The sequence below is a fragment of the Labrys sp. LIt4 genome (assembly GCF_017813775.1).
In the GTDB taxonomy this organism is placed as follows: Bacteria; Pseudomonadota; Alphaproteobacteria; order Rhizobiales; family Labraceae; genus Labrys; species Labrys okinawensis_A.
On record NZ_JAGIPY010000001.1, the window covers coordinates 269,727 to 283,387 of the forward strand.

At 65.2% G+C, this 13,661-nt stretch carries 9 protein-coding genes; 2 read left to right on the plus strand and 7 right to left on the minus strand.

The genetic code is table 11. From position 1 onward, the window contains the following. The first annotated feature begins 67 nt into the window (after positions 1–67). Complete coding sequence (locus tag J8I29_RS01250; RefSeq protein ID WP_209430339.1) at positions 68–1,270, plus strand: hypothetical protein; 1,203 nt, start codon at positions 68–70, stop codon at positions 1,268–1,270. 19 nt (positions 1,271–1,289) lie between these two features. Here J8I29_RS01250 and J8I29_RS01255 read toward each other — a convergent pair whose 3' ends face one another. From J8I29_RS01255 to J8I29_RS01285, 7 genes are all read right to left on the minus strand, one after another. After that, positions 1,290–4,082 carry a molybdopterin cofactor-binding domain-containing protein gene (locus J8I29_RS01255; protein ID WP_209430340.1) on the minus strand — a complete coding sequence of 931 codons (2,793 nt, stop codon included), beginning with the start codon at positions 4,080–4,082 and terminating at the stop codon, positions 1,290–1,292. 94 nt (positions 4,083–4,176) lie between these two features. Then, on the minus strand, positions 4,177–5,019 hold the full coding sequence (locus J8I29_RS01260) for an FAD binding domain-containing protein (RefSeq protein ID WP_209430341.1): 843 nt from the start codon (positions 5,017–5,019) through the stop codon (positions 4,177–4,179). A 166-nt stretch (positions 5,020–5,185) separates the two neighbouring features. After that, positions 5,186–6,385 carry an amidohydrolase family protein gene (locus J8I29_RS01265; RefSeq protein WP_105861380.1) on the minus strand — a complete coding sequence of 400 codons (1,200 nt, stop codon included), beginning with the start codon at positions 6,383–6,385 and terminating at the stop codon, positions 5,186–5,188. Positions 6,386–6,640: 255 nt separating this feature from the next. Then, positions 6,641–8,485, minus strand: a complete 1,845-nt coding sequence (locus tag J8I29_RS01270) for a monovalent cation:proton antiporter-2 (CPA2) family protein (protein WP_105861382.1) — start codon at positions 8,483–8,485, stop codon at positions 6,641–6,643. Between the two features lie 230 nt (positions 8,486–8,715). Beyond that, complete coding sequence (groL, locus tag J8I29_RS01275; protein WP_105861383.1) at positions 8,716–10,356, minus strand: chaperonin GroEL; 1,641 nt, start codon at positions 10,354–10,356, stop codon at positions 8,716–8,718. 42 nt (positions 10,357–10,398) lie between these two features. Next, a complete protein-coding gene (groES, locus tag J8I29_RS01280) occupies positions 10,399–10,686 on the minus strand; it encodes a co-chaperone GroES (protein WP_105861384.1) in 288 nt (95 codons plus the stop codon). Between the two features lie 208 nt (positions 10,687–10,894). Beyond that, positions 10,895–11,839 carry a DMT family transporter gene (locus tag J8I29_RS01285; RefSeq protein ID WP_209430342.1) on the minus strand — a complete coding sequence of 315 codons (945 nt, stop codon included), beginning with the start codon at positions 11,837–11,839 and terminating at the stop codon, positions 10,895–10,897. A 475-nt stretch (positions 11,840–12,314) separates the two neighbouring features. Here J8I29_RS01285 and hemA point away from each other — a divergent pair, with 475 nt between their 5' ends. Further along, a complete protein-coding gene (hemA, locus tag J8I29_RS01290; RefSeq protein ID WP_209430574.1) occupies positions 12,315–13,541 on the plus strand; it encodes a 5-aminolevulinate synthase in 1,227 nt (408 codons plus the stop codon). The last annotated feature ends 120 nt before the right edge of the window (positions 13,542–13,661 follow it).

The window sequence follows — 13,661 nt, forward strand, 5'->3', positions numbered from 1 at the left end:
TTTGCCTGCCGGCTCCCGGCACTTTATTTTCGAGCCAACGATTCGGTTCAATTTCCAAGGAAAAACGATGTCGAAAACGCGCGTCGCGGTACTATTCGGTGGGCGCTCGCCGGAGCATGATGTCTCCATCGTTTCAGGCCTGCAGGCGCTCAATGCGCTCGACAGCTCGAAATATGACGGTTTTCCCGTCTATGTCGCGGGAGACGGCGCCTGGTTCACAGGCGATGCCCTGCGCAACCGCGCCAGCTATATTCCGGATGAGGAGGCCCGGCGCGGGCTCACACGGGTCGATCTCGACCTGTCGGCCGGCAAGGGGCTCCTGATCCCTCGTGGCAAGACGGGGCTTTTCGCCAAGAAACCCGAGCCGATCGAGTTCGACGTCGCCCTGCTCGCCTTCCATGGCAATATCGGCGAGGACGGCCAGATGCAGGGCGTGTTCGAGACCGCCAACGTGCCCTATACCGGCGCGCGCACCCTGGCTTCGGCCGTCCTGATGGACAAGGCCATCACCAAGCGGGCCTTTGCCGGGCGCGGTATCGGCATGCTGCCGGACGTAGTGGTCTCGCGCCCCGCGACCGGCCTGGTGCCTGACAAGGCAGGCCTGGAAGCCTCGCTCAGGAACATTACCTTCCCGGTGATCGTCAAGCCGGCGCATCTGGGGTCTTCGATCGGTGTCGCCAGGGCCGAGGACGTCGACACCGTGCGCCAGGTGCTGCCCGGCATCTTCAAGTTCGACACCCACGCGATCATCGAGCCTTTCGTCGAGAATCTGGTCGAATACAACGTCGCCGTGCGCCGCGAGAAGGGCGAGATCGTCACCTCGGCCATCGAGCGCCCCAAGCGCGAGACAGACCTGCTCGATTTCAAGACCAAATACATGTCCGGCGGCTCCAAGAAGACCGGCGGCGGCAAGCAGCCGGGGGCTTCGAGCCAGGGCATGCTGTCGCTGACGCGCGACATCAATCCCGAATTGCCGGCGGCCCTGGAGAACACGATCCGGCAATGGGCAACCGAGGCCTTCGACGCCGTAAACGGCACCGGCGCGCCGCGGATCGACTTCCTGTCCAATGAGCGGACGGGCGAGGTCTGGCTCAACGAAGTCAATCCCTGCCCGGGTTCCTTCGGCTATTTCCTCTGGGAGGCCGCGGCCAAGCCGGTGCTGTTCACCGCCCTGCTCGACCAGCTCATCGAGGAAGCCAAGGCCTGCCACCGCGCCGCCCAGCTGCCGAGCGATCCCACGCCGGCGGATGCGCGTCTGTTCAAGCGGTGATTCCCAGGACCGCCGGCTTTCAGCCGGCACTTCCTTCCTTAGAAATGGCCGGCTGAAAGCCGGCGGTCGCAGAAAGGTTGCGCTCCAAAATCGCGGCCCGGACCCGGTCCGGTGTCGCCGGCACCCGGCGAAGCCTGATCCCGGCCGCGTCGTGCAGCGCGTTGAGGATGGCCGGGGCGGTGGGAATGAGGGCTTGCTCGCCGACGCCCTTGGCGCCGAACGGGCCGACGGGCGAGGCATCCTCGATCAGGATCGTCTCCACCGGCGGCACGTCGCCGATGGTGGGAATGAGATAGTCGTGCAGGTTCTCGCCACGGCCGGGGTGGAATTCCTCCATCAGGGCAAGGCCGAGGCCCTGGGCGACGCCGCCTTCGATCTGGCCCTCCACCAGCGTGGGATTGATGGCGCGGCCGACATCATGCGAGGCCGTGATCTTCAGGACCCGGACCGTACCGAGCTCGCAATCGACCTCGATCTCGGCCATATGGGCGCCGAAGCCGTAGAGGGCGTAGGGTTCTCCCTGGCCGTTCGCGTCGAGGGGGCTGGTAGGCGGATCGAAGGTCTGTTCGGTCGACAGGACATAGCCGAGGTCGGTGGCCGGTAGGTCCGCCAGCCTGAGCGTGCGTACCCTCTCGCCGTCTTCCACCGTCAGCACCGCATCGCCGAAGCGGATCGTGGCCGTCTCGCCGGCGTTGGTCTGGCGCAGGATCTGGGCGCGCAGGTCCCGCCCGGCGAGCTCCGCCGCCTTGCCGGTGACGAAGGTCTGGCGGGAAGCCGAGGTCTTGCCGCAATCGGGCGAGAGGTCGGTGTCGGCGGAGACGAGGTCGAAGGCCTCCACCGGGGCGCCGAGCGCTTCAGCGCAGATCTGGGTGATCACCGTATTGGAACCCTGGCCGATATCGACGGCGCCCTGGTGCAGCGCCAGGCGCCCATCGGGCTTGAGCCCGAGCCGGATGGTGGAGGGATTGGGCAGGGAGGTGTTGCCGCAGCCATACCACATGCCGGCAACGCCGACGCCGCGGCGCAGGGAATCGCGCCGATCGCTGTTGAAGGCGGCGGCCACCTCGCGTGCGCGCCGCCAGGGATCGCGCAGGGCCTCGAGGCATGCCTTGATGCCGACACCCTCGCCGAGCACCTGGCCCGTTACGGTCGGCAGCTCGTCGGTGAGGGCGTTGCGGATGCGGAATTCCAGCCGGTCGATGCCGAGCCTGTCGGCGAGCGCGTCGTAGAGCTGTTCCTGGGCGATCGAGGATTGCGGCACGCCGAAGCCGCGGAAGGCGCCTGCCGGCACCAGATGGGTATGCACGGCGCGGGCAACGGCGCGGTAATGCGGGATGTAGTAGGGGCCTGAAGCATGCACCGGCACCCGGTTCGCCACGGTCGGGCCCCAGGAGGAATAGGCGCCGGTGTTGAAGTCGCCGGAAAAATCCATGGCGGCGAGCTTGCCGTCCCTGGACGCGCCGATCCGCACCCTCATCCTGGCCGGATGCCGCTTGGTGGTGGTGGCGATCGATTCGGAGCGCGAATAGACCATGCGGACCGGGCGGTCGAGATGCCAGGCGGCGACGGCGATAAAGGGCTGGATCGACAAATCGAGCTTGGAGCCGAAGCCGCCGCCGACGGCTGTCGGGATGATGCGAACATTTTCGGGCGGGATACCGAGGAGACCGGCGACATCGTCGCGGTCCATATAGGGCGCCTGGGTGCAGGCCTGGATCTCGATGCGGTCTCCGACACGGCGGGCAAAGCCTGCCTCCGGCTCGATATAGGCATGCTCGACGAAACCCGTCTCGAACTCTCCCTCGACCACGGCATCGGCGGCGGCCAGGGCGGCCTCGACATCACCGCGTGCGACGCGTCCCCGCGTGAGGATATTCTCGGGGCGGGCAGGATGGAGGAGCTCAGCCGAAGCGAGGGCCTCGTCCATGGCCGTGATGGCGGTGAGTGCGGTCCAGCTGATCGGAAAGGCCGAAAGGTCGAGGGCCTCGACGGCGGCCGGCTCGCCGACCACGGCAGCCACGGCCTCGCCACGAAAACGGGTTTCGCCACTGGCGAAGACGGGCTGGTCGGCAAAGGCCGGGATGACGCCGTAGCAGTTGCGGCCAGGCACGTCGCGAGCCGTGAAGACCCTGACGATCCCGGGATGTGCGGCGAGGAAAGCCTCGATGTCGCCGATCTCGAAGGCGGCGCGATGATGGGGGCTGCGGATGGCGCGCAGCGCCAGGACATCGTTCGGTGCCTCGTCCGCCCCGAAAATGTCGCGCCCTTCCACCTTGGCCATGCCGTCGAGACGATCGATACGCGAGCCCACCGGGTTTGCAGGACTGGTTGGCTGGAGGGTCGCGGAGCCTTCCGCCACGGCGAGCACCGCAGCGATGATCTTGCGATAGCCGGTGCAGCGGCAAAGAACCCCGCCGAGGGCATCGGCAATGCGGCCTTCCGTTACCTCGGTTCCGCTCTGCAGCAGCGCCGTCGCGGCCGTGAGCATGGCCGGCGTGCAGATGCCGCATTGGGCCGCGCCATAACGCAGGAAGGACGCCTGCAGGGCCTGGGTGAGCGCGTTGTTGCGGGTCAAGCCCTCGATGGTGTCGACGGTATGTCCCTCGACTTGCGCTGCGGCGACGAGGCAGGAACAGGCCGCCTCGCCGTCGAGCAGGACGGTACAGGCCCCGCAGTCGCCGGCATCGCAGCCGACCTTGGTGCCCGTCAGCCCGAAGGCTTCACGCAGGACCTGGCTGAGGCGCGACCCGGGCGCGGCGGCAATGGTGGCGGTTTCGCCATTCAGCGTGAAGCCGGGCAGCCTCTGGTCCATCCGCCTCTCCTCGAGCAAAGCGCTTTGGCAGAAGCGCCCTTTTGCTCTCTCTTCGTTTCGACGCGTCTTCATGATTCTAGGCAAGACCGTCGAATCACGAAACGCTTTGTTGCAAGGCCGCATCGAGCGTGCGGGCAATCAAGGTTTTCACCGCGTCACGCCGATACTCCGCGCTGGCACGGACATCGTCGATCGGCGCAAGGCCCGCGAGATGCTCCGGCCGGATCAGCACGCCGAGGCCGGGCTCAGCCTTGGCGCCGATCAGGGTAGCTTCCAGGCCGGTAAGGCGCCGGGCGATTTCCGAGCAGGCACCGACGGCGATACGCGCCTGGCTGATGGTACCCTCATCGTCGCAAGCGATGATGACGGCCACCATCGCAATGGAGATGACGAGATATTTGCGGGCTCCAAGCTTCAGGAAGGCCGAACGGCCGGTCTCGATGCTGCGCGGCACCAGGATCGCGCTCACCAATTCGTCGGGCCGTCGGGCGGTTCTGCGATAGCCCGTGATGAAATCGCCCAGGGTGAGTTCGCGCCCGCCCTTTGTCGAGCGCAGTTCCACACGTGCGTCGAGCGCGAGCAGAGGCGGCACGCCATCGGCCGCGGGCGAGGCATTGCATAGATTGCCGGCTATGGTTCCGGCATTCTGGATCTGGATGGCGCCGACCTCGCGGGCGGCCTGCTGCAGGGCATGCAAAGCCGGCGGCAGCGCAGCCCCGGCGATGGCCGACCAGGTCGTACGGGCGCCAATGCGGATGACGTCGGCGCCGAATTCAATTCCCGACAACCCGTCGATGGCGGAAAGATCGAGCACGGCGCCGGTGAGCGGCCTGTCGCCGAGAGCGGGGAAGATGTCGGTGCCGCCCGCGAGAATGCGCATCGGCTCAGCTGCGAGGGCTTCGCAGGCTTCGTCCACCGTTCTGGGGCGCAGATACATCCCCACCTCGCGCAGTGAGAAATTGTTAGTGTACTAATAAATTATCGAGGTGTCGGAGTCTGTCAAGTGAAGGTTGGGAGCTTGGGGGTGGGTCTTCGACCCGGCTCTCCTCCGCAGCCGGTGCGGCGGTTCCAGGCTGATCTGAAGACCGGCCCCAAGCTAAGCCTCAAGCCCTCTCGATCACCGGCACCTTGGTGGCCGGCGGCGTGTTGCGGCTGCGCTGGGTGCGCACCACGCCATCGATCACGGTCATGCCGATGCCGGGCAGGTCGCCGAGCTCGATACTCTCGAGCAGGTTCTTGCCGGCCGAATGCTGGGCCTTGTCCATCAGCACGAAATCGGCGGCACGGCCGACTTCGATCAGGCCGCAGTCGAGCGAGCGCATGCGGGCGGTGTTGCCGGTGGCAAAGCACAGGGCGATCTCGGCCGGCACGTCGCCGAGCGAGGACAGCATCGAGACCATACGCAGAATGCCGAGCGGCTGCACGCCCGATCCAGCTGGTGCATCCGTGCCGAGGATGACGCGTTCGAGCTGGTTCATCTCGCGCGCGGTGCGCAGCGTATAGAGTGCGGCCCGTTCGTTGCCGTTGTGCACCAGTTCGAGGCCGCGGCCGCAGCCCTCGCAGATACAGCGGATCTGGTCGAGGGGCAGGGCGGTATGGCCGCCATTGATATGGCCGACGACGTCGGTATCGGCTTCCAGCACGACGTCCTTGTCGATCAGACCCGAGCCGGGAATCGACGGGCCGCCGGTATGGATGGTCGACTGGATGCCGTATTTGCGCGCCCAGCTCACCATCTTGCGCGCGGTGGGGCCATCCTTGACGCCGCCGAGGCCGACCTCGCCGAGCAGTTTCACGCCGGCGGCGGCGAGTTCCTTGAAGTCGTCCTCCACCATGTCGGGTTCGATGACCGGCGCGCCGGCATGGATCTTCACGCCGCTGGGCCGGAAGGCCGAGAAGGTGCGCTGGGCATAGATGGCCATCGCCTTGAGGCCGGTGACGTCGCGGGGGCGGCCGGGGGTGTGCACCTCGCCGGCCGATATCATGGTGGTGACGCCGCCATGGAGGTTCGATTCGATCCAGCCGAGCTGGTTCTGCCGGGGCGTCCAGTCGCCGGCGACGGGATGGACATGGCTGTCGATCAGGCCTGGCGTGACGGCGGTGCCCAAGGCATCGATCACGCTGGTGGCCCCGGAAAGGTCGAGATCCTTCTCCCGGCCGATGGCGGCGATGCGGCCGCCGACCGCCACGATCGTGTCGGCATCGAGGATCGGATTGGCGATGTCGCCGCTCAACAGCAGGCCGATATTGCGAATGACGAGCTTGTCATCGGCCCCGCCGTCCCTAGCTTCCTCATGCGCCATGATGCGCTCCTCCGATGGTTCGAGATCGTTAGTCTACAAACAATTCAGGAGAGCTCAAGCCTCGAACGGCAGTTGCGTTTGCATGAGGGAGTGTAGGATAGGCGGAGTGTCAGCCTCCGGCTGACATTCTACATCTTGGCGGACGACAAGCGTTTGGCTTTCAAGATGTCAGCCGGAGGCTGACACTCCCAATCTCGCTGGATGCGGCTGTAGCGCCATGTCCTGCACGATCTCCAGGTGAAGGAGCAGTGCCCCTCAGCCGGTCTCTTCCTCTTCCTTCGCCTCCTCGGCCGCGTCGATGGCTTCCTTGTTCAGGGTGACGCCCACCGTGTCCGGACGTTCCAGCGGCTCGGGCTTCATCAGGCGCTTGGAATTGATCAGGTCCATGCCGGCATAGATGCCGCCCTGCTGCTGCGCCACGATGCGCCTTGCATCCCGGTCGCGGACGTCCTCGATGATCTCCTCGGCCTCGATATTGTCGACACCGAGTGCTTCCAAGGTCGATCGCCCGAAGGCGAGGGCGCTCTCATAGGTCTCGCGCATGTGGAAGTCGACACCGGCGCTGAGCAGGGCCAGCACATGCTGGCGGTCATAGGCGCGGGCATAGACTTCGGTGAGCGGGAACTCGGCCTTGATCATTTCGACGATCTTCACTGCCGTGGCCCGGTCGTCGATGGCCACGCAGATCACGCGGGCCTCGCCGGCACCGGCCGCGCGCAGCACGTCCAGCCGGCCCCCATCGCCGAAATAGACCTTGGCGCCGAAGCGGGCGGCGACGTCGATCATCTCGACATCCTTGTCGATGATGGTCGTCTCGATGTCGGCGGTGCGCAGGACCTGGGAGACGACTTGGCCAAAGCGGCCGAAACCGATGACCAGGGCCTTGCCGTGGGCGTCGGAATAATCCTCTTCCCGGGTCAGCTCCGCCGGTGCGAAACGGGTGAGCAGGCGCTCGGACCCGGCGGCGATCAGGGGGCCGAACAGCATGGTGAAGGCTGCCAATGCCTTGACGAAGCCGGCCTGCTCGCCCTGGAGGAAGCCGTAGGACAGCCCGAGCGGGATCAGCACGAAAGCGAATTCGCCGGCCGGTGAAAGCAGGATGCCGGAGCGGATGGCATCGAGCTTGGTGGAGCCGGTAAGGCGGAAGACGGCGGCGACCGAAACCGACTTGACCAGGATGAGGCCGAGGGCTGATATCACCAGGGCCAGCCAGTGCTGCAGCACCAGCGCGCCGTTGATGTCCATGCCCACGCTCATGAAAAACAGGCCGAGCAGCAGCCCGCGGAAGGGCTCGATGTCGGCCTCGAGCTCGTGGCGGAAATTCGACTCCGCCAGCAGCACGCCGGCGAGGAAGGCGCCGAGGGCCATCGACATGCCGGCCCATTGCATCAGGAGAGCGGTGCCGAGCACCAGCAGCAGGGCGGCGGCCGTCATCACCTCGCGGGCGTCGGTGGTGGCGAGGATGCGGAACAGCGGGTTGAGCAGATAGCGTCCCGCCAGCACCACCACGGCGATCGAGCCGATCATGATGCCGGTACGGGTCCAACCGCCGCCATCATTGGCGGCGTGGGCCGCTTCGACGGCGAAAAGCGGGATCAGCGCCAGGATCGGCACCACCGACATGTCCTGGAACAGCAGGACTGCGAAACTGCGCTGGCCGTAGGGCGCCTGCAGCTCGCCGCGCTCGCCCAGGACCTGCAGGGCGATGGCGGTGGCGGAGAGGGCGAGGGCAATGCCGGTGATCGCGGCGCCCATCATCGAGAGGCCGAGCGCATGGGCGATACCGCCGATCACCAGGGCGCAGACCACGAGCTGCAGGCCGCCGAGGCCGAAAATGTCCTTGCGCATCGCCAGCAGGCGCGAGAGCTGCAATTCGAGCCCGATGACGAAGAGCAGCAGGACGATGCCGATCTCGCCGATATGCTGGATGGTGACGGTGTCGGTGAACAGCGCGAAGCCGGACGGCCCGATCGCCAGACCGGCGATCAGATAGCCGAGAATGGCGCCGAAGCCGATGCGCTTGAAGATGGGAACCGCGACGACCGCGGCACCGAGGAAAAGCAGAAGGCTGGGAAGAAAACTGGCGTTGGAATGTTCCATGAGCCTTCATGCAATTGGAGAGCGGCGAGGTCAATTCTTTAGGGACAACCAGTGTCCGGAAAGGAATTGGAGGTGCACAGGGACGGTAGGAAAAAGAGAGGGTTATCTCCCAGATTTAATCTCCCCGCATGCCGGTTCAAGAGCGCTCTCGATCGGCCCGCTTTCGGCAAAGAAAAAGGGCGGCGCCTTGCGGCACCGCCCTCTCGTCATCAGCCGGTTGGCTGGACTTCTTAGAAGTCCATGCCGCCCATGCCGCCGCCCGGCATTGCCGGAGCAGCAGCGGCCTTGTCCTTCGGCGCTTCGCCGATCATCGCTTCCGTGGTGATCAGGAGCGAAGCCACCGAAGCGGCGTCCTGCAACGCGGTGCGCACGACCTTGGCCGGGTCGACGATGCCCTTCTCGAGCAGGTCGACATATTCCTCGTTCTGCGCGTCGAAACCGAAGGTCTTCGACTTGTTCTCGAGGATCTTGCCGACGACGATCGAGCCTTCGACGCCCGAGTTCTCGCAGATCTGCCGGATCGGGGCTTCGAGAGCCTTCTCGACGATCTTGATGCCGGCGCGGATGTCCGAGTTGTCGGAGGAGAGCTTGGCGACCGCAGCCTTGGCGCGGAGCAGAGCCGTGCCGCCGCCGGGGACGATGCCTTCCTGAACGGCCGCGCGGGTGGCGTTCAGAGCGTCGTCAACGCGATCCTTCTTCTCCTTGACTTCCACTTCGGTGGAGCCACCGACGCGGATGACGGCAACACCGCCGGCGAGCTTGGCCAGGCGCTCCTGGAGCTTCTCGCGGTCGTAGTCGGAGGTGGTCTCTTCGATCTGGGCCTTGATCTGAGCGACGCGGCCTTCGATGTCCTTCTTCTTGCCGGCGCCGTCGACGATCGTGGTCTTCTCCTTCTCGATCGACACCTTCTTGGCGCGGCCGAGCATCTGGAGGGTCACGGTCTCGAGCTTGATGCCGAGGTCGTCGGAGATCACCTGGCCGCCCGTGAGGATGGCGATGTCTTCCAGCATGGCCTTGCGGCGGTCGCCGAAGCCCGGAGCCTTGACGGCAGCGATCTTCAGGCCACCACGCAGCTTGTTGACGACGAGCGTCGCAAGAGCTTCGCCTTCGACGTCTTCAGCGACGATGAGCAGGGGCTTGCCGGTCTGAACGACGGCTTCGAGCACCGGCAGCATGGCCTGCAGGCCCGAGAGCTTCTTCTCGTGGATGAGGATGTAGGGATCCTCGAGGTCCGCGATCATCTTCTCGGCATTGGTGATGAAGTAGGGCGACAGGTAGCCGCGGTCGAACTGCATTCCTTCGACGATGTCGACTTCGGTGTCGAGGCTCTTGGCCTCTTCGACCGTGATCACGCCTTCATTGCCGACCTTCTGCATGGCCTTGGCGATTTCGCCGCCGATGAAGGCGTCGCCATTGGCCGAGATGGTGCCGACCTGGGCGATCTCGGAGGAATTCGCGACCTTCTTAGAACGGTCGGCGATGTCCTTGACGGCAGCTTGGACAGCCAGATCGATGCCGCGCTTGAGGTCCATCGGGTTCATGCCGGCGGCAACCGCCTTGGCGCCTTCGCGGACGATGGCCTGGGCGAGAACGGTCGCCGTGGTGGTGCCGTCACCGGCGGTGTCGTTGGTCTTGGAGGCAACCTCGCGGACCATCTGGGCACCCATGTTCTCGAACTTGTCCGAGAGCTCGATCTCCTTGGCGACGGTGACGCCGTCCTTGGTGATGCGGGGCGCGCCGAACGACTTCTCGATCACGACATTGCGGCCCTTCGGGCCCAGCGTGACCTTGACGGCATTGGCGAGAATGTCGACGCCGCGCAGCATCTTGTCACGCGCGTCGGTGGAGAATTTGACTTCCTTGGCAGCCATGTGGGTGTCCTCAGAATGAATGGGGAAAGCGGTAGCTGCCGATTAGGCAACGATACCCATGATGTCGGATTCCTTCATGATGAGGTAATCCTCACCATCGAGCTTGATCTCGGTGCCCGACCACTTGCCGAACAGGACGCGATCACCAGCCTTGACATCGAGGGGGGTGAGCTTGCCGGATTCGTCGCGGCCACCCGGGCCGACGGCGATGACCTTGCCCTCCTGGGGCTTTTCCTTGGCGGTGTCGGGGATGATGATGCCGCCCTTGGTCTTTTCTTCGGCATCGACGCGCTGGACGACCACGCGGTCGTGGAGCGGACGGAACTTCATGGTTGTCTTCCTCTTGTGCGAGGGGGCTGGCCCCTGGTCCACATCGAAGGGATTTTTATGATAGGTCGTTAGCACTCACCGACGGCGAGTGCTAACGACTGACCCGCATTTAGTCAGGGCCCTGCGCACTGTCAAGGAGCGCCTCCGCAAACAATTCCGACCAAAATGAATTTGGTGAATGGGGGGCAGGGGCAAACCGGGCACGACCTCAGGCCGCGCGGGCCCGCGGTACGCTGAAGGTGGCGAAAAGGCAGGCTGCCATGATCAGCGCAGCGCCCGCGAGCGTCCAGTTCGTCGGCACTTCGGCGAAGAGGTAATAGCCGAAGATCATCGCCCAGACGAAGGCGGTATATTCCATGATGCCGAGCCGGGCGGCATGGCCGCGCGCATAGGCCCAGGCGAGGCACAGATGACCGAAAGTGCCGAACAGGCCAACCGTGGCCGTGATCAGCCAATGCTCCAGCTTGACCGGCTGCCATTGCCACGCGCCGGCCGGTAGCACGAACACGAAGGCGAAGCAGTTGGAGAGCAGCACGATGGTCAGCGTCGAATCCTGGCTCGACTGCTGGCGCATCAGCACCATCGACAGGGCATAGAAGAAGGCGCAGCCGAGCGCCGCCATCAGGCCGATCACGTCGAAGGCGTGGGCCCCGCCCGCCTCCTGGCCGCGTGCGATCACCAGCACGCCGGCAAAGCCGACCAGGATGGCGACCAGCGCGCGTACGGCGATCGCCTCCTTCAGGATGATGCGCCCCAGCACCGCCATCAAAAGCGGGGCGAGGAAGGTGAGGGTGATCGCCTCGACCAGCGGCAGCCGCGAAATCGCGGTGAAGAAGCAGGCCGCCGTCGCCAGCACCACCACGGCGCGCACAGCGTTGCGCCGCAAGGCGGCGGGGCTCGGCCAGCCCTTGGCGAAGAGGAGATAGATCACCAGAGCCGTCACGGCGCCGGCGCCGTAGCGCATGGTGATGGCCTGCATGAGGGGATAGGTGGTCGAGATCACCTTCATGCCGGTGTCGAGAAAGGCCAGGAAGGTGACCCCCAGCCCCGACATCAGGATGGGGCGCAAAGAAGCCTCGTTCCTCATGGCCACACCGGCCGCCACGGCCTCGCCCGAAGGGCCGGCAAATGTCTGATGTCTTGCAGATTCCATTCGATCACGCCCGCGGCATGCTCGAGTGGAATCTGCCTGGCGATTGCACCATCCCTGCGAAGGGCTTCAGGGGTCTCGATATCGGGGAGGAACACGGGGGTAGCCGCCGAGCATCAGGAAATCTTGTTTCCTTTCATTAATAAGGATGGAGGTGAATCGTCTATCGGGCGCCGAAAATATTTCTGATCCCGACCCGTTGGCGATCCTGCTGGAAGCACTTTCCAGCAATCGGAGCAAGCCGTCCCCATGGCTATGGCTTATTTTCGCGCGGCAGGTTGCGCTGCGTGCCAAAGCGCAGGGACCCGCGACCAATCGCCGTCTTTACTGCCCATCATGGTGCATCGGCCCGAAATCCGGGTTATGACTGAGCCAGATTGGAAGAGTTCGAAGCGGGCGACGGCCTCTCGGGGCCGGCAACGCCGGATACAGGCCATCGCCGGCCAAGGTCGGCTGAAGGCGAGTTTGGGTTGAGATGATGAACTATACTGCGATTTTCGAAACGGCCGTCGACGCTCTCCGGCGCGAGAAGCGCTATCGGGTCTTCGCCGACATCGAACGGATCGCGGGGCGTTTTCCCCATGCCCTCTGGCATGCGCCCGATGGCCCGCGCGAGATCGTGGTGTGGTGCTCGAACGATTATCTCGGCATGGGGCAGCATCCCGCCTCGATCGCGGCGATGGTGGAAGCGGCCCAGCAACTCGGCGTCGGTGCCGGCGGTACACGCAACATCTCGGGCAACAGCCATCAGGTGGTGATGCTGGAGCATGAGCTGGCCGATCTTCACGGCAAGCCGGCGGCCCTGGTCTTTACCTCCGGCTATGTTTCCAACCAGACCGGCATCTCCACCATCGGCAGGCTGCTGCCGGATGGCCTGATCCTGTCGGACCAGCTCAACCACAATTCGATGATCGAGGGCGTGCGGCAATCGGGCCGCGAGAAGGCGATCTTCCGCCACAACGATCTCGACCATCTCGAAGACCTCCTGCGCAAGGCCGGCAAGGAACGGCCCAAGCTGATCGCCTTCGAGAGCGTCTATTCCATGGACGGCGACATCGCACCGATTGGCCGGATCTGCGATCTGGCCGAGCGCTACAACGCCATGACCTATCTCGACGAGGTCCATGCCGTCGGCATGTATGGCGCGCGCGGCGGCGGTATCGCCGAACGTGACGGCGAGATGGGACGCGTGGACGTGATCGAGGGCACGCTCGCCAAGGCTTTCGGCACGCTCGGCGGCTACATCGCCGCCAATGCCCCCATCATCGATGCAGTGCGCTCGCACGCGCCGGGCTTCATCTTCACCTCGGCGCTGCCGCCGGCGGTGGCGGCGGCGGCGCAGGCTTCCGTGCGTCATCTCAAGGTCTCGCAGAGCGAACGCGCGGCCCAGCAGGCCAATGCCGCCCGCACCAAGGCGGCGCTGGCGGATGCCGGCCTGCCGGTGACGATCTCCGAGACCCATATCGTGCCGGTGACCGTGGGCGATGCCGAACGCTGCAAGGCGGCCAGCGACCTGCTGCTCGCCGAGCATGGCATCTATATCCAGCCGATCAACTATCCCACCGTGCCGCGCGGCACCGAGCGCCTGCGCATCACGCCGACGCCTTTCCATGACGAGGCCTTGATCGCCGAACTGACGAAGGCGCTGGTGGCGGTGTGGCGCAAGCTCGACCTGCCCTTCCGGCTGCGGGCCGCGGCGGAATAAATCGGCTTCACGCAGGCAATTGCAGTTCACTTGAACGTCGAGGTTGCACGACCTTTGTCATGGCCGGGGCACGCCCGGCGATGACAAATCGGAGCGTTTTTCCCCGAATGAAATGCATTG